This window comes from Sphingobacterium sp. HSC-15S19 (assembly GCF_050433745.1).
Taxonomy (GTDB): domain Bacteria; phylum Bacteroidota; class Bacteroidia; order Sphingobacteriales; family Sphingobacteriaceae; genus Sphingobacterium; species Sphingobacterium siyangense.
Genome location: NZ_JBNPWQ010000033.1, coordinates 17,095 through 34,853 on the forward strand (window position 1 = coordinate 17,095; position 17,759 = coordinate 34,853).

Below are 17,759 nucleotides of genomic sequence, written 5' to 3' on the forward strand. Positions count from 1 at the left end.
CCACCGCCCTTTCCTATTTTTTGCAGATCTTAATTTTCCGCGCGATAGAACACATGACTAGTTGGCGTTCCTGAATTGATTTCAGATTTAAGCTCGTTTGTCATTTGTGGTTTACCAGCACCGTCATTTTCAGCTTTGATACCACATAGAACTTCGTCGCTTGGACATAATGTGGCAATATCACCCGAATAGGGCTGGTAATTGTCTGGGTCGGTCAGATCACCACTTGGATTAATGACTTCCCACGATTGCTCAGTAGTGCTTGTCGCTTTTCTACTGATTTCATTGGCGTGTCCAGCATAGACACCCAATCCCAAAACTGCTCCCAGAATTGGGATAAATAATTTTGCTTTTTTCATGTTGTTGATATTTATAGTTTATAAATGCAGGTCGGTAGTTTCTAATCCTTCAATATCCTGTCTCGGAGACTTGCCTTGTCGTAGGTTTATCGATATATCTGAATTGTCGCAATCCCGAAAGAAGATATCGCTCAACTATTGACTACCTTTCCTGCTGGTCGAATCCCCGTCGGGATTCGCTATGCATAGTTTTTATTGCTTTTTTTAGTTTGTATTCCATCAGCCATGCCGGTGCCGCAAGTAAAGTAACCGCCAGATTGAATTGAAAATGTTGTTTCCAGCTCATTTTCTCAAATACTTTTCCGCAGGCACAGGGCACATAACCATAGATTTCGATATAAGCCAAATAGGCATAGATCGAATAGGCTGTCATTAATAAAATAGCTAGCCCCAAGCCCCATATCCTTACCTGTGGAATACACATCAGGAGGACAGTCCCCAGCTCCAACATCGGAAGCAAATAGCTCAAAATGGACATCGACCATTGCGGAAGAGGCTGTTTGTGAAGTTGACTCACAAATGCTGCATGGTTAAATACTTTTCCAAGTCCAGTGAAGAAAAGTAATAGGATCAGCATGACTAATGCGATCAGAATATACCACTCCATATAGGTTTGCCATTTTGATTGCTTAGCTTTTTTGGAAACTGTACCTGCCACCCCAGTTCCATCATGTTGTATATAGTTTCCGCTTCGTTCCATAGTCTTTTTTGTTAACCGTTTACCAAGTTTTACAATGCTAAATTACAGCGATAAAAGGGCGAGCGTTAAGCAGAAAACAAGCGATCGATTGGCAGAAAACAGGATTGGTTAGGAAGGCGGTTCTTGAGCACCTCGGGCAGATAAGGGGTCATTGCCCGCATTTTCCTGCTGTTGCTTAAAAGATCCCGGAGTAAGTCCTGTCTGGTTTTTGATAAATTTGTTGAGTTCAATAACACTGCTAAATCCACACTCTTCGGCCGTAGTAGCCAATTTCTCATTGCCCACGATAGTGGAAGCAATATGATGCAACAGCAGCTGATTCCGATAATCATGAAATGTGCACTTATACTTTTTTTTATGTTCTTCGTTGATATAATCTCTGGACTTCCTCAGTACTCCAGCTATATCAGATAACCGAACCTGCGCCCCCTGGTGCAAAATCATTATCTGCAGTAAATTCCGCGCCTGCTCAATCAGTTCTTCCTTGCCATCGTCTTGTATCTTAAAACGGCTCAGCTGGATCAGAAAGATCAGCTGCTTTAAGAGCATATGCTCATTGTCGAGGATATTGGGGTTGATCTTGCTGAAAAGCAATTGTAGCTGCTGCTTGGTGACATCGCCCACACGGAAGGTAACACTCTTGTCCGACTGCGGTGACTGATTCTTCTTGGCCTGTACCAGATGATCCAAAAAACCGAAGTGCCGGTTGGCAGGTGGCCGAAAAAGTCCGGCATCCAAAATAAAGCCCACCAAGATGTGACGACCTTTTGGAATGGTTAATCGGTATTCGCCTTTGGCAAGATAAAGATAAGCACCCCGCCCTTTGGCAAATTCAATAGCAAAATCCTGTGTGTAATGGCTTTGCCTTAAGGGGGAGTCACTTAGCAAAGGGTAGGTAAGATGTAGGTCGCCCATAGAGGTATAGATTGGGATGGTTTCTTCATGTTCCATCCAAAATTCATAATAATAGAGATAGCCATAGCGGCCATCAAAAGTCTGCTCGCAGATGCAGTTATGTACCGATTGCCAATGCTGTACATGGGCATTGCGAATAGGATAAGTCAGACGCTGTATCGGAGAGGTAACAGGCTCATATTCCTGTGGCAGGACAAAGTCATAACTTCTTTCCATAAAGATCAACTTTAGCTAATAATGGCTGGTTTAACTGTTTGATTTATTGGTTTTAATCTGTTGAAAAATGTATTCTAATAAAACGGAGCGAGGTTATCAAAAAAAAGTGTACATGGGTCTGGGGAGATGGCGAACAGGTCTAGAAGTAGGGTGAATTTTAACGGGCTAAAAAATTAGCGGTTCACCCTGATCTACAACCGATGTACCCAAAAATGAAGCTAATGTCTTGCATTTCTGCCAAATTCGCCACCGTGATCATCTCGCTTTCCTGGCCCGAAAGCAAAGTGACCAAACTGGGCAAGTTTGGTGCTGGACGGATACAAAAAAGATGAAATCAATATGGAACAGCTTTTTATAGAATTGCAACTTTTGGCTAACCAGGCACTTTGTACCTTTTCCAATGCGGAAACAGCAGAGCTCTTGGGCGATGCTGAGGAGGAAAAATGTGATATCTACTATTTCTAAGCACAAATAGTAAACTGATGGGTGATCCGGACACCCTTTTTTGATAACCAATTACTCGAACAAGTATGAACAATATACCTCAAAATATGGGGCATAACTCCGATTTAATGACAGATACATTAGCCCTGAATAGCCACAGCTGGTACAGATCGCTCAAAGCTGTAGCCCTCTTATACCATTGGCAATTGATTCGGGATGCAGGGGGGCTTATCCGTTCCCTGCGGATACATCAGGAATGGTCCAATCAGCAGCATTATCAGGTAGATGACAATTTATTAGCGCAGCTGATCAAAGCCTGGCCTGGGAACGATCCGGGGCCTCGCATCTGGGCCTGCTTACATATTGGTCCATATGGCCTGATCGCAAGGGCATTGATGCTGCTGGGGCATAAGCTGGCCATATTATTGCGTTCCGATGTCTTTGAAGCGCAGGGACAGATTTACAGGAAGCAGTTCCGGCTCTCCTTTGGTCGGGAAGCGACCGAGAACGAATTAATCTTCATTCGTGCTGATCAGGGTAATCCGCTTTTAAAGCTCAGGGAAGCACTTCGGAAAAACTACCACCTGATTTTCTTTATCGATGGGCAGCTTATTGCTGGTCAGGCCTCAAAGGGATGGGTACCGGTCACACTGCATAAATCGGAGCTGCTTTTACGTGAGGGGATCGCTGCGTTAAGCTTTTGGACTAAGGTACCAATCAGAGCTGCCATCATGACAATGGTAGACGGGCAAATTACCCTTCGGTTTGGAGAGGAAGGACGATATGTGAACAATAGGTCCGACTACCAACCTGCGCTGCAGTATATTCTTGATCTTGTGGGGGACCTTGCTGCGGAAGAATTGATCCAATGGGAATGCCTGCCGGCAGTCTTTGATCATGAGCTGCTGATAAAGCAGGAGCAGATGCCTTTACAAAACCTTTGGCTACCGTTTGTTGTGCAGGGAAAAAGAATGCTCTTTGATCTGGCGACTGGTCGTTCGGTGGTTATTGGAATCAAGGAATTTGAAATAGCCCGTCAAAAATTTAGAAAGATATGGTTGAATGTTTAAACGTGTTTTTTTTGACTGAGGTTGTATAAATCTTCTTTAATTGATAAATTGTCTCTTAAAATAATTTATTTATTAAAATAAGGATTTGTTTTTTTATTACCTAAACCAATTATGATCAAGGACAGTATTCTTAAACCATTATCAGCGCGATTTCACTTTATTTTTTGGGGTGGCTATTTTGCCTGGATTAGCCTAGTCAATATCTATAAATTCGGCTGGGGGCATGTATGTATTATCATACTAATGATTCCCTTTATGTTGGGCATTAGCTATACCAATCGAGCTTGGTTGCGACGTGCGCTATTTAGGCGTTTTACCTTGCAACGGGTGGGCATCATGATCGGTTATTTTTTGCTGACAGCCCTAGCAGTTTTTCTGCTGCTATATCAATTTCCGACAGAGCTTAGCCGGAAAGTACTCAAAAACCCCAAATTGTTCAGAGCGGTAGACTTTGGAATCGACGTATTTACTTTCTATGTGACTTTTGTGCTCAAAGGCATTTTAATTCTGGCTATTGAGATCATTTACAATCTCAGTGCAGGTCTTTTCAGGCATTTGGGATGGAAAAGAATACATTCTCTAGAAAGTCTGAAAGCAAGGCTTTTTCGTAACTGGGCCGTTCATTTCATGGGCAATCTGACACAGAGCTTTACCCGTCTGGTACGAAAGCGACCTGCAGTTCTGACCCGAATAGAACTGTTCTTTGGTCTGGAAGCCTATGCTATGCGAACGATGAACTTTAGACAGCATATATCGGGAAAATTGGAAGATGAGCTCTTTTATCTGAAGCAGCTGATGCGCCTGTATGGTGAGCATCACATTCATCTGCAGTCGGATATTCAGGACTGGAACCATCCGATTATTCCCATGATGCTATTGAGCCTGTATAAAAATATGGTCAAACACGGCGATTATAGCGACAGCTCTTTTGAAAGTATTATTTATGTGTTTAGTGATATGGAGAGGGTATCAATAAGTTGTACCAATAAGGTTTCATCACAGTCTGCCTGGATCTTTGAAGAAGGAGGCACTGGTTTAGAACAATTGACAAAATTGCTCCGTCTGGAATACGGCGAAGCATTTTCCTTGATAAAACAAATGGCTGACGGCATATTTTACTTGAACTTGGATATAAATTTTTAACATGGATACAATAAAAAAAATATTAAAGCAGGAGGGACGGCTCCAAAAAATCTGTGTGGGGATTGTGGATGATGATCCTGATGTTGTAGATGATCTTAAAAGATACGTAGACTTGACAGATGGTGTCGAATGTGTGTATGCGACGACCAATCCCAAGGAAGCCTTAGTGGCCTTGCGTCGCTTAAAACTGGATATTCTATTTCTTGATATTGAGATGCCCATCGTTGGGGGACTGGATATTTTGGGGCAGCTGGAAAGTCTCAAGCGGGGCAACACGGGTATTGCAAATCTTCAGGTGATTGTTTGCAGTACGAATAGAGAAGTAGGCGACAAAATGTTTCACTACGAGGTAACCGATTATTTTCTCAAGCCCTTCGAACAGGAACGTTTTTATAAAGCTATGGACAGAGCAAAAAAGAGAATTCAGCATTATGGTTTAAATAACTTGAATGATGATAATAAGTGCTTTTTCTATGGGGAACGGGGGGCTGTAAAAAAGAGGCTAAACTATGATGAGATCTGTTATATTGAAGCAAAAAATAATCAGACCAGAATATGGATGAATGATAAAACTTTCGTTGAAGTCAACGAATCGTTCGGTAATATGCTCGCCCTGTTACCCAAGGCGAGTTTTGCACAGGTACACCGAAGTGTTGCGGTTTCTCTCAAGCACGTGCTGGGGGTGACTGCCCATCATGTATTCCTTCCTGGTATAGAAATAAACCGCGGTGAAAAGGGAAAATACCAATATTTTGACCAGTGGATTGAGCAGAATTCCATTAGTGGTAAGTTTCAGATACATGGTATCGTCAGGGAGGGAAAAGAGATGGCGAACACGAGTCAAAGGATGTAATGTTAATACTGATTTTATGAAGATAATTTTGAATAAAACACGAAAAAATACACATAAAGGGAATGATGCTACGATATTGTTTGCCCTCCATATGCTGTACAGCAAATTGCAAAAAATGCAAATCAAGAATGAAATCCCTGATGAAGGCGCTGCGGTCTGGTGGGATGCGGCTTACGTACAGGAATTTGTCGGTATCAGCGAGAGAACCTTATACCGATACCAGCATAAGGGGATGCTCGGAACGGTACGTAAGGAAAATGGCAAACGCCTGTTTTTGCAGACCAGCGTAGAACGGTTTAAACGTGCCTACTGGAATCTGTAAATCCAGGATGGATTGAGATTATTTTTGGGGTCTTTCGTTTTCGGAGGACCTTTTTATTTTGTCTTTCGGAGCAATACCTGACCAACACCTACCCATCTTCAACCTTTCGCCTGCCTTTGTTCGACCGTTCCTTGGGTTTTCTTCGGGTGGCCATCGGGATCTGTTCGGGTGTGACCCGAAGCGGACCGCATGAAAACTGCTGGAAAGCCCGAGCAGCGTCGGGACTTGCTTGGGTGTTGGTCGGATGCAAGTGTATAAAAAGGATGGTATATGGGGGCTGTCCTGCCAGCTCCCTGCCTAATTACCGAACTGCTCCTGCCAATGTTCTGTCAGTCTTTTTGTTGCTGTATGTTTTTGTTTTTTAAGTTTTTACGTTTGTGGTGTCAGGCTTAAATACCGGTATGTCTTAGCCACTGACAAGGGTTTAATTTTTAAAAAACAGAAAAATGGGAACAATAGTAAATGGAATAAACGGAGGTATAAGCGGTAAGACCGGCTCCGTGATAGGCTCCAGCTGGAAGAGTATCAACTACCTCAAAGGGCTTTATAAAAAAAGTAATAAACCGGCTAGTCAGGAGCAGCTGATCACGCAGGCAAAGTTCAAATTGCTGATGCGTTTTTTAATGCCCATCAATTCGTACCTGCAGGTCGGATTCGGACAGAAAAAAGCCGATCGGCAGACACCCCTCAATGCTGCGTTTCAGTTTAATCTGCCTTTGGCTATCCAGGGTACTTATCCGGGCTTTACACTGGACTATAGTAAAATCCGAATTGCCGACGGAGCTTTTTTTCTGGGGCCGCCCCAAGGTGCGTCTTTCGCCGATGAAGAGATGACGGTCACCTGGGATTCGAACAACAATGACATCTACGGCTCAGCAGACGATGACGGTGTGTACATCATCGGGTATCATCCCGAACAGGACGAGTTTTTGGCACCCTCTATCGTGCCAACCCGCCAGGTAGGTACCACGACTTTTGTAGTGCCTGCACATTTGCTCGGTGGCTCGGCGCATCTGTGGATCTTTATGGCCGACCGCAAGAAAAAGCGCGTATCCAAAAGTAGTTATTTGGGGCTGATACAGCTCATTTAGTTATTCATAGGGAATATCGTCCGCTATGGATGATATTCCCCTCTATTTTTTTCTATTATGAAGAAAAAATCAAATAAGAAACGGTCTGCTGCCCAACTTGACCAGCAGAAACGTTTTGCGCTGGCAATGAGTTTTTTGTCACCGCTGAAATCGATTCTGGCTGATGGATATAAATTTCTAGCCAAACGAAAAAAAAGACTGGTATATCCCTTTAACCTCGCCCTTTCACATGTACTTAACATGGCCATTGCTGAAGAGGAAGAGGGGCCTTTTGTGGATCCCGAAAAAGTATGGCTCAGCGACGGTACGTTGCCTGGGGTGTTGGTCTCAGATATAGTCGAGGAAACTGGGCGGATACTGGTCAGTTACGATAGTTTTTCCTCATTTTGTGCCTGGGATGATCATGTCAAACTGATCGCATATCAGGTGAAAGAAGGTGTGGCGATACGAAGTCAGCGCCTAGCCTTGCGCAGCGAGAAACAGGTCGCCTTGGATATCCCTCCTTCACTGCTCGGAAAAGAGCTCTTGCTTTATATTGTCTGCTGCGAAAGAGATGGTATAAAGTATGCACGGAGCCAGTATCTAGGGACTTATCTGATTAAATAATTTTTTAAAAAAGTAAAATGGAATATGTACAAAAACAAATGGTCTCCGATATCGAAGATATCTATTGGCCTTTAACGGGAAGGCAGCTGCTTGGCATCGTACTGGCCTGTCTTCTTTTATTTTTTATTTTATCGGGATTCTTGCTACAAGCAATCGATCCGACAGCTGGGGTATTGGATCTTGGTACCCTCTCCGTGCTGCTCTTTGGTATACTTGCTGGTCTAGCGGCTATTTATTGCTGCTTTTGGCTTCAGGAAATGCTTTGGCAGCCTTTTAAGTTTTTCCGTCAGGAATTTAGTCTTCACTTTAATCAATTGACCTCATGGCAACAATGCATTATCTATTTTTCGGTATTCTTTCTATCGCTATTCTCTTTCCTGGCCGTGCTCGCAATGCTGCTGTAGACGACAAGAGCCTGACAGGCAACTATACTGAGATGCTAAGCACCGATCCCGCAGTGGAGCATGGGAATGACACATCAGTGAAATGCTGGGCTAGAGCGGGCGTACGTGAACGTATTGTCGATATAGCTGTGGAGGAGATCGGTGTGCGAGAGATGACTGGTAACAACGATGGCAGGCGGGTAGAGGAATACCTCGCGTATACTGGCCTTGGAAAGGGGTATGCCTGGTGTGCGGCTTTTGCCTCCTGGTGTTATGGCAAAGCTGGACTAGCAGCTCCGCGGAATGCCTGGAGCCCGGCACTTTTTCCATTAGCCCGGCGTTATACGGCCCGGCAGATCAACCAGGGGACTATCCGGCAGGCAGATCTCTTCGCCATCTATAGCTCCAGTCTGCAGCGTATCAACCATGTGGGGATTGTGTGCAAAAAGGAGGGCAATTGGATCGTGACTGTCGAAGGAAATGTGGATAATCGTGTATTGTGTAAGCGGCGTCCCTTGGCAACGATTTATGCCTTTTCAAACTGGCTGGACTGAAAGGAGGAATGATGAAAACAAGGCTATACCAGATGATATCTTACGGGGGACTCTTATCCTTGCTGGTCTCCTGTAAGGTCTACGATAGTAAAAAATATCAGAGACAACAAGAAACGGATACGCGCCGGCAGTATACCGAGCAGCTCCAAAGGCTGTATTCCGACCATCAGGATACGCTTTCCCGCCTTTGGTATTTTTGGACGGACAGCGCTTTCCGTTTCTCCCCAGATAGTGGTCTATCTGCCCGGTCGGGAGGTTTAGTATGGCATGAGTCCGCCAAAAGAGTCAGCAAACAGGTATTGGAGCTGACTGAAAAAAGCGAACAGGAAAAACAAAAGCAGGTCAACCATGAAAAAAGTGGCAACCAAATGCTAGCTGCCCAGCTGGTTTGGATCATCGGCTTGGCCTTGCTTCTTTTTCTCCTTTGGAGATGGTATAGATCTCGTCTATTGCCTTAGTTTGCTTTTGGAAGGAGGGCTAGAGAAAGGCTTCGCGAGGTATCGTTGGGATATGAAGGAGACAGGGATTATTAACCCTAGTCTCCTTTTTTATGCGAAGGAGAATTCCTGTTATATTTGCTTGAAAAAGATCAAAATTTCTTAATCTTTTTAAATTTTTATTTAAAAAAGCAAAACCGTTTTAGTTTTGTTATATTTGTTCGTAACCATTAAGGGAGTAATCCACAAATTACTAGGACACAGTACGTGAAAGACCAACTTATGAAATATTCCTGCAATACTGAAGAGAAGTCTGTCTTGATCTCCCTTCGTTCTGGCTGTCAGCGTGCTTTCCGGCAGGTCTACAGTATGTATAGTGGGCGTATTTATCTCAACATCCGTAAGATGGTCAAGTCCGAAGAAGACGCAGTCGAACTATTACAGGAAGTATTTATTAAAGTATGGGATAAGCGGGAGTTGATTGATCCCGAGCAGCCTTTTCGAGCTTATCTATTCCAGATCGCCAAATATACTGTCTATAATTTTATCCGGCGAAATAACCTCGAAAAACAAGTTCAGGCCTATCTTAGTCTTCACAATACTGCCTTGTACAGTCACGTCGAAGAAGAACTCTATGAAAAGCAGTATGAAGAATGGCTGTCACAGACCATTGACCAGCTGCCGCCGCAACGCAAACTGATCTATAAACTTTGTAAAATTGAGGGCAAAACCTACGCCGAAGTAAGCGACTTGTTGAGTATATCGACTTCTACGATTAACGACCATATCGTAAAAGCCACGAAATATATAAAAGAGAAGCATGGAATCCTGGATAAATCCACATTGCTCATTATTTCTTTTATACTTCTCCAACAGCATTAACGCATCTAATTTTCATTGCACAGAAAAAAAGTAAAATAAATTCGCAACCAGAGCAGATGACGTTTACCGCTGAAGTGTATTAGCTGAAAAGAGGGTAACCAATTGTGGAAAAGAAAACACTTCGATATACGTTAAGGCGATATATACAGGGAAAACTTAGCGAAGAAAATTCCCGTGCGTTTTTGTCCTATGTAAAATCAGGCAGAGATAAAATATTACTTCAAGAACTCATCCAAGAGGTTTTGGACGATCCCATCGATCAACATCTATTGGACGATCCAACCTTATTGGCCGTACTGGATAATACCTGGGACCAATTGCATCTCCAGATCAATAAACCAAAAACAAGATCGCTATGGGCTTGGAAACGTATTGGCGCAAGCGCAGCTGTTGTTATCGGACTATTAATTATTGGTCGCTGGTTTCTTACCATTGAAAATAAAAACGTATCTCCGCAAGCTGCACAAAATGTGATATCACCCGGAAAACAATCGGCGACCTTAACGCTGGCCAACGGCAAGCAGATTCATCTACATGAAACACAAAACGGTCGGATTGCGGAAGAATCGGGTATAAGAATCTCTAAAACAACAGATGGCCAATTGATTTACGAAGTCAGCGATAATTCGCAGGGCGAAATCGAGCAAAATACCTTATCGACAACCAAAGGAGAAACCTATCGGATTAAGCTACCTGACGGTACACAAGTATGGCTCAATGCGGCTTCTTCGCTCAGCTATCCGGTTCGTTTTGCAAATCAAAAAAACAGAACTGTCACACTGACCGGTGAAGCTTATTTTGAAGTAGCGAAGGATTCCAAACACCCCTTTATTGTGCAGGCAGCAGATCAGCAGGTCGAAGTGCTCGGTACCCATTTCAATGTAAATAGTTATGCCGACGAATCGGCGGTACAGACCACCCTACTGGAAGGTCGTGTACAGGTCAGTTCCCACAGTCAAAAACTGTTATTAGCACCGGGTGAGCAGTCGAGCCTTACAGCTCATGGGGTGCTAAAATCCCGTCCAATAGATACTGCGCCGGTTATTGCCTGGACAAACAACGAATTTATGTTCGATGGAGATGATATCGAAAGTGTCATGCGCAAGGTGGCACGCTGGTATAATGTGGAGGTCATCTATCAAGGTAAAAAAACGACCGAGAAATTTGGTGGCGGAATATCGCGTTTTGATGATGTTCAAAAAGTCTTAAGCCTGCTCGAAAAAACGGGTGCCGTTCATTTCAGAATCGACGGAAAAAAAATACATGTACTGCCGTAATAATCCGCTAAATAATTAATGACACAATAACCTAAATAAACGAACCGATGAACAAAAAACGACAAAACGAATAGCCACGAAGGGGGGTATAAAAAAGCAACCAAGATCCTGAAGGAGCTCGGTTGCCGTTTGGGACAATTAAATTTTAACTATCCAATCTGCAGTATGTTTCTGTTTTGGACGACTCGAATACACTGCAAATAAACCTTACAAATGTATCAAAATTATATCAGAAAAAAGGAGATAGCGTATCTGCTATTCCGTAAACTATGGCTTATTATGCGATTGACAACCATAATTATCTTGGTTACTTTTATGCAGGTTAGCGCTACCACCTTTGCACAAAAGGTAACATTAGAATACTCCAACATGAGCCTTAAGAAAATATTTAGGGAACTCAAATCCCAGACGGGATACAATTTTCTGTACACTGAACGGCAGATGGTAAACGCGAAGCCTGTTGACATCAAAGTTAGGGACCGTCAATTGTCGGATGTATTAGACCAGATCTTTAAAGATCAGCCCTTGTCCTACCAGTTGGATAATAAGACTGTGGTCATTTATGATAAGCCAAAAGCTTCCATAACGTCCGTTCCGAGGGAGTTTACGATGATCCCAAATCAAGTCCCTGTAAAAGGACGTGTGACCAATGAACGTGGCGAACCGCTCGCAAATGTTTCTGTGCGGGTCAAAGGAAATGAATCTATAGGTACTACCACCAATAGTGATGGTCTATTTACCCTCACAAATCTTTCACCCAAAGCAACGCTGATATTCTCCTCTGTTGGTTATGATGCATTGAGCGGAGAACTGTCTTCCCTGCGGACCGATGGATCGGGGCAGCTCAATGTGATCATGAAAAATAGCAACAGTCAGCTCGAAGAAGTTATCGTAATCGGCTATGGTACCACGACACGTCAGCGTGTTGTTGGGGCCGTTGACCAGATCAGTGCGAAGACTTTCGAAAACCGACCTGTAGGCAATGTAACGCAAGCCCTTCAAGGAGCCTCACCAAGTTTGACCATCCAACAGAAAAGCATGGATCCCAATGATAATTCGATGAATATCAATATTCGTGGGATATCTACCATAAACAGTAATGCACCGCTGGTGGTGATCGATGGAATTATTACAGAAGGCGGAACACTCAATAAGATCAATCCAGATGACATCGAAACGGTGTCGGTATTGAAAGACGCCGGTTCTACGGCTATATACGGTTCGAGGTCTGCAAATGGCGTTATTTTGGTAACCACCAAAAGAGGACGCCAAAATCAGCGGCCTGCGGTGACTGTCGGCACCCAGTGGGGCGTGCAAGAACCTAAAATTTTATTTTCACCTGTTGCAGGATATGAAAATGCGACCCTTCGTAATCTTGCACTGACCAACTCAGGAATGGATCCACAGTTTTCACCAGAGGCTATTGCAGACTTATATGCCCATCAGGATATCGAGCGGTGGAACTTGCCGGAAATCATGAAAAACTCTTTCCAGCAAAAATATAATATCAGTGTGGCCGGGGGTGGAGATAAAAGTTCCTATTTGTTTTCCGGCGGCTTCTACAATCAGCCCAGCAACTTTGTCGGACAGGACTTTGGCATTAAGCGGTACAATTTGCGGAGTAATCTCAGTACAGAGATAGGCCGTTTTAAACTGACCTCAATCTTAGCCTATACCCGCAACAACAACATGAGCAACACGGCCGGAAGTGCCATTATCAATGCTTCCAGACTTCCGCCTTATTACTATTATCGCATGCAGGCTGACAATGGAAAATATCTTGTCAACAATGCACTGACAGATCAAAATCCTTTGGCTGAACTGAATGAAGGCGGCTATATCAAAAACGATAACGACTATTTTAATATCAACCTGAATCTCGAAGCAAAACTCTTCGAAGGTTTAAAACTGCGTGGTATCTTCGGAGCTGACATCTATGCCGATCACCGTTCTATCCGTAGAATCCAGGTGCCATTATATTCCAATCCGGATGCCACGCAACCTCAGGTCTACGTCAATTCAGACCGCAATACCGAAGATTTTAACGAAAAAGCTTCGTTACTGAACTTTCAGCTGCTCCTGGATTATGACCGGACTTTTGGTAGTCATCATGTATCAGGTCTATTTGGAGCATCCAACGAATCCTATACACGCCGACAAAACGAACTGAAAATGAAATTTACTGATCCTGTCCTCGGCACACCTACCACAGGAACAGTTATTGATCCTGTGAGTGCCCGTGTGACACCAAATGGAACACTGCAAAATAGTATCAATTCGATCTTCGGCCGTGCCGGATACGACTTTGCAAGTAAATATTTTGCCGAATTTAGCTTTCGCTACGATGGATCTTCTAAGTTCTCGAAAGCTAATCGCTGGGGCTTCTTTCCTTCGGGATCCTTAGGATGGCGGGCATCCGACGAAGTATTTATGAATTGGTATAAACAACATGTCGGTAGCCTAAAAATCAGATCTACCTATGGTGTTCTTGGCAATCAGGCCGTAGACGACTATGCGTATTATTTTACCTATGAATCTTATCAGAACAGTTATGGATTTAACAACAAACCTGTTTCTGCTGCGGGATTTAATTATGCCAGTCTGGATCTGCGCTGGGAGAAAACCTATAATTTCAATGTTGGGTTGGACGCCACCTTCTTTCATGATAAATTAACGGCCAGTTTCGATTATTTTAAAAAGCGTACAGTTGATATCTTGATGTCGCCACAAATACCTTCCACATTCGGAACCTCCCTAAAGAATCAGAATTTAGGTGAAATGAACAATGAGGGCTGGGAAATCAACCTCAGCTACCGTGCTACAACTGGCGATTTCCAACACACGATCAATGCGAATATGGGCGATAGTCACAATAAGATTATTGCGATGCCCGGTGATGACCGTATTTCGACAGTCGATAACATTACTAAATTGACGCGTGTTGGGCTACCTTATAATTCCTACTATGGGTACAAGATGGCCGGATTCTTTCAAAATATAACGGATATTGAAACTTCGGCCTTGCCGAGCGGTATTACGGCAGCAGATCTGCGTCCCGGCGATGTAAAGTATGTCGATCGGAATAACGATGGAATTATCGATGCACGGGACCGCTTTGTATTAGGCAATGGTTTCCCCCGCTTTACATTTGGGCTTACCTATAACCTGAATTATAAAGATTTTGATTTTAGTATGTTCTGGCAAGGGGTAGGCAAGCGCGATATGATGATCCGGGGAGAGTTGATCGAACCATTTCATCAGAATTATTCATATACCATTTATCAGCATCAACTCGATTACTGGACGCCGACCAATATTGATGGACGCTGGCCCCGACTGACTGCAAATGGATCAACAGCATCGACCAACAACTTTGGGAAAGATTCTGATCTCTATCTTTTCAACGGGAAATACGCTCGATTGAAAAATATACAGGTAGGTTATTCGTTACCCAAAGAAGTCGTGTCGAAATTGGGATTGCAGCGTGTTCGCTTTTTCATCAATGCCCAAAACCTGCTGACTTTGAGCAAAAACTCCTGGATAGATCCCGAATCCTCCGAATTTGATTCTAACATGGGTGGTTCGGCCAATAGTGCCCGCAATTATCCGACGTTGAAATACTATGGCGGTGGATTAAATATTCAATTCTAACCTTTTATGTAATGAAACTATATAAGATACTTATTGGAGGCTTGAGTTTAATGGCAATTCTCCAATTAACATCCTGTAATAAGTTGGATACGCTGCCAACAGATCGCTTTACCGATGAAAATTTTTGGGACTATCCAGACAACGCCGAAAAAATGGTCAATATGGCCTATAATCAGCTGTATTCAGCAGATCGTATGTGGAATGATGAAGCCCTGAGTGATAATATTTTTGAGGGGCGCTCAAACACAGACCAGCGCGCAATTCGTAATGGAACCGCCGATCCAACACTGGGCCGTTTTGGGGCAGAGTGGTCCGATCTTTACGGTGGTATTAAGACCTGCCATGTCTATCTAGAGAATGTAGAGCGTGTGCCCGGAATGGATGCGGCACTCAAAAAACGCCGTATCGCCGAGGTACGCTTTATCCGTGCATTTCTCTATTTTAGACTTGTTAATTTCTATGGCGCTGTGCCTTTCTTCACCAAAGATATCTCATTGGAAGAGTCTAAGACTCTTTCTCGGACAGAAAAAGCGACTATCATGGCCTTTATCCATCAAGAGTTGGATCAATGTATGGCCGATCTACCGAACAGAGATGCTTTACCGGTAGACGACCGTGGCCGGATTACCAAGGGGGCCGCTTCAGCCTTTCAAGCCCGGGCCTATCTCTATGAAAGCAACTGGAATAAAGTATTGGAATACTGTGAAAATCTGATGAAAAAACAAACGGAATTTGGCACTTACGCTTTATTCCGCAGTTATCCGGAGTTGTTTACTGCAGCCAATGAATATAATTCAGAGGTTATTCTGGATTATGCCTATGTACCTTTATTAAAAACCTGGAATAAGTTATATGATGCAGCACCAATCTCTGCTCAAGCACGTTTAAATGGTTATGCACCATTACAAAGTCTGGTCGATAATTATTTGACACTGGGCGGAAATACCATTGCTACGGATCCGCAATATAACGACAATAATCCCTATGTCAACCGCGATCCACGCATGGCCGCAACCATCGTTTTTCATGGTGGGCAATGGACTGATTTTGACGGTACAACACGTAAGATCTTTATCAAACCCGGCTCTGGTACAACAGATAAGGAACGGCTCGATGAATATCAGGGTGCAAGTGCCAACGCTTCCGCCACAGGGTATTACGTAAAGAAATACTACGATGTAACAGCAACGGTAAAATACGATGCTGGATTGAACATCATCATGTTTCGGTACGCCGATATCTTATTGATGTATGCAGAAGCAAAAGAAGCACTGGGACAACTCAATGCAGCAGTGTGGGATATGACGATCAGACCTATTCGTCAGCGGGCTGGTTTTGAAGCATCAAAAGCGTTAGACTTTCCGACTACCGGGGATCTGAAAACAATTGTCCGAAATGAGCGGCGAAGTGAGCTTGCTCTTGAGGGATTGCGTTACTATGATATCATGCGCTGGAAAGCTGGTAAAACCTATTTGGACGGCCAGGTATTGGGTGCTAAATATGGTGGTAACAATAGTAATATCAAACTGGATATCCGCCGATTTGATGAAAGTAGAGATTATCTCTGGTCGATACCACGAACTCAGATCGATCTAAATAAAAATTTATTGCCTAACAATCTGGGCTACTCAAACTAAATTTAATTCAAAAACTAGCGCAAACGGCGCATTAAAAAATGTACGTTTCGAACCATAAATTAATGATATAGACATGAAATGGTATTTTAAAGTTATAGCAATGGTCGCATTGGCTGCGAGCATCGTTTCCTGTAAAAAAGACGATATGAAATACGCCGACGCAGAGGTGTCGGCTGTTGAGAACCTATATGCTCCTGCAGATGGAAAAGCTGTCAAATTATTAAGTTCCAGCTCAGCAGCGCTGTATTTTGAATGGGAGTCGGCCTTGGTGGCCGATGGTGGGGCAGCGCAATATGAAGTTGTTTTTGATAAGCTCGATGGCGATTTTAGCAAGCCTCTTTATACAGTCACGTCGGATAATAATGGAAACTCAAACGGCGCCAATATTAGTCACAAAATATTGAATCAGGTAGCAACGAAAGCTGGGATTAACCCTGGTGAGAGCGGCGATGTGATCTGGTCCGTATATGCTATCCGTGGAATGAAACGGGTATTGAGCAAAGCAAAGAAAGTATTGAATATCAAAACACTGGAAGGCTTTGCAGAGATCCCCGATGAATTATTTATCACTGGAGAGGCGACTGAGGGTGGGACGGATGTTGCCGCATCTTTACCTTTTAAATTGGTAGGTAATGGTGAATATGAGATCTTTACAAAATTGGAAGCCGGAAAAAAATACACCTTTACGGATCGCAAGTCTGCTGAGGGACGTGTTTTCTATTCGGAAGATCAAACCAAAATAAAAGAAGGTGAAACCGGAAGTAACAGCATTGCCAAGACAGCAGTATATCGTATTCGAATTGATTTCAATGTGGCAGCAGTTACTTACACAGAGATCAAAAACATGGGCGTTTATTTTTCTCCATCCGGAGCTGTGGTGTTGGATCTACCTTATCAAGGTAAGGGAATTTGGTCCGCAACAGGTATCATCAATTTTAAACAGGAAAGTTGGGGTCGTGACCAACGTTATAAGTTCCAAATGGAAACCGTCAAGGCTGGAAAGGCTGAAACCTTACAGTTGGGAACTCAAAACGGGACGGACAGTCCGCCCAATAGTTCATCAGCTCCTTCTTATTATTTCGTCCGAATATTGCCCAATCTTTCACAATGGGACGATAAATGGAAATTTGCGGATGCAGTAGACGGCCATCCAACAAAAATATCGATGATTTTACAAGGCGACAAAGACTATACGCATACTGTCGTACCAAATTAAAGG

18 protein-coding genes are annotated in these 17,759 nt (G+C 43.4%); 15 read left to right on the forward strand and 3 right to left on the reverse strand.

Translation table 11 applies throughout. The annotated features are described in order from the left end of the window. Nucleotides 1-29: 29 nt before the first annotated feature. The 3 genes from L1283_RS22130 to L1283_RS22140 all read right to left on the reverse strand — a co-directional run bounded on the left by L1283_RS22130 (nt 30) and on the right by L1283_RS22140 (nt 2,190). Complete coding sequence (locus L1283_RS22130; protein WP_115050263.1) at nt 30-359, reverse strand: hypothetical protein; 330 nt, start codon at nt 357-359, stop codon at nt 30-32. A gap of 142 nt (nt 360-501) precedes the next feature. Continuing rightward, complete coding sequence (locus tag L1283_RS22135) at nt 502-1,059, reverse strand: MauE/DoxX family redox-associated membrane protein (RefSeq protein ID WP_115050264.1); 558 nt, start codon at nt 1,057-1,059, stop codon at nt 502-504. Nucleotides 1,060-1,167: 108 nt separating this feature from the next. Then, a complete protein-coding gene (locus L1283_RS22140; RefSeq protein WP_159333197.1) occupies nt 1,168-2,190 on the reverse strand; it encodes a helix-turn-helix domain-containing protein in 1,023 nt (340 codons plus the stop codon). A 339-nt stretch (nt 2,191-2,529) separates the two neighbouring features. Here L1283_RS22140 and L1283_RS22145 point away from each other — a divergent pair, with 339 nt between their 5' ends. From L1283_RS22145 to L1283_RS22215, 15 genes are all read left to right on the forward strand, one after another. After that, entirely contained in the window at nt 2,530-2,655 is a 126-nt protein-coding gene (locus L1283_RS22145; protein ID WP_262507962.1) for a hypothetical protein, read from the forward strand. A gap of 65 nt (nt 2,656-2,720) precedes the next feature. Continuing rightward, nucleotides 2,721-3,704 carry a hypothetical protein gene (locus tag L1283_RS22150; RefSeq protein WP_159333196.1) on the forward strand — a complete coding sequence of 328 codons (984 nt, stop codon included), beginning with the start codon at nt 2,721-2,723 and terminating at the stop codon, nt 3,702-3,704. Nucleotides 3,705-3,815: 111 nt separating this feature from the next. Next, a complete protein-coding gene (locus L1283_RS22155; RefSeq protein ID WP_159333195.1) occupies nt 3,816-4,847 on the forward strand; it encodes a hypothetical protein in 1,032 nt (343 codons plus the stop codon). A gap of 1 nt (nt 4,848) precedes the next feature. Beyond that, nucleotides 4,849-5,700 carry a LytR/AlgR family response regulator transcription factor gene (locus L1283_RS22160; protein ID WP_115050273.1) on the forward strand — a complete coding sequence of 284 codons (852 nt, stop codon included), beginning with the start codon at nt 4,849-4,851 and terminating at the stop codon, nt 5,698-5,700. 16 nt (nt 5,701-5,716) lie between these two features. Continuing rightward, complete coding sequence (locus L1283_RS22165) at nt 5,717-6,022, forward strand: hypothetical protein (RefSeq protein WP_157698533.1); 306 nt, start codon at nt 5,717-5,719, stop codon at nt 6,020-6,022. Between the two features lie 446 nt (nt 6,023-6,468). Beyond that, nucleotides 6,469-7,113 carry a DUF6266 family protein gene (locus L1283_RS22170; RefSeq protein WP_070568213.1) on the forward strand — a complete coding sequence of 215 codons (645 nt, stop codon included), beginning with the start codon at nt 6,469-6,471 and terminating at the stop codon, nt 7,111-7,113. Nucleotides 7,114-7,170: 57 nt separating this feature from the next. Next, nucleotides 7,171-7,719 (forward strand): DUF6266 family protein, encoded by a 549-nt coding sequence (locus L1283_RS22175; protein WP_070568210.1) that lies wholly within the window; start codon nt 7,171-7,173, stop codon nt 7,717-7,719. 17 nt (nt 7,720-7,736) lie between these two features. Further along, nucleotides 7,737-8,123, forward strand: a complete 387-nt coding sequence (locus L1283_RS22180; RefSeq protein WP_159333194.1) for a hypothetical protein — start codon at nt 7,737-7,739, stop codon at nt 8,121-8,123. Beyond that, nucleotides 8,042-8,656, forward strand: a complete 615-nt coding sequence (locus tag L1283_RS22185; protein ID WP_286848793.1) for a CHAP domain-containing protein — start codon at nt 8,042-8,044, stop codon at nt 8,654-8,656. Before L1283_RS22180 ends, L1283_RS22185 begins: the two co-directional genes overlap by 82 nt. 8 nt (nt 8,657-8,664) lie before the next feature. Beyond that, a complete protein-coding gene (locus L1283_RS22190) occupies nt 8,665-9,114 on the forward strand; it encodes a hypothetical protein (protein ID WP_088162375.1) in 450 nt (149 codons plus the stop codon). 246 nt (nt 9,115-9,360) lie between these two features. Next, nucleotides 9,361-9,975 (forward strand): RNA polymerase sigma factor, encoded by a 615-nt coding sequence (locus tag L1283_RS22195; RefSeq protein WP_232475577.1) that lies wholly within the window; start codon nt 9,361-9,363, stop codon nt 9,973-9,975. Nucleotides 9,976-10,079: 104 nt separating this feature from the next. After that, nucleotides 10,080-11,252, forward strand: coding sequence for a FecR family protein (locus L1283_RS22200; RefSeq protein ID WP_286848790.1), 1,173 nt, complete (start codon nt 10,080-10,082; stop codon nt 11,250-11,252). 213 nt (nt 11,253-11,465) lie between these two features. Then, on the forward strand, nt 11,466-14,903 hold the full coding sequence (locus L1283_RS22205; protein WP_286848788.1) for a TonB-dependent receptor: 3,438 nt from the start codon (nt 11,466-11,468) through the stop codon (nt 14,901-14,903). Nucleotides 14,904-14,914: 11 nt separating this feature from the next. Next, a complete protein-coding gene (locus L1283_RS22210; protein ID WP_286801366.1) occupies nt 14,915-16,540 on the forward strand; it encodes a RagB/SusD family nutrient uptake outer membrane protein in 1,626 nt (541 codons plus the stop codon). Nucleotides 16,541-16,613: 73 nt separating this feature from the next. Then, on the forward strand, nt 16,614-17,756 hold the full coding sequence (locus L1283_RS22215) for a SusE domain-containing protein (RefSeq protein WP_075993610.1): 1,143 nt from the start codon (nt 16,614-16,616) through the stop codon (nt 17,754-17,756). Nucleotides 17,757-17,759 lie beyond the last annotated feature (3 nt).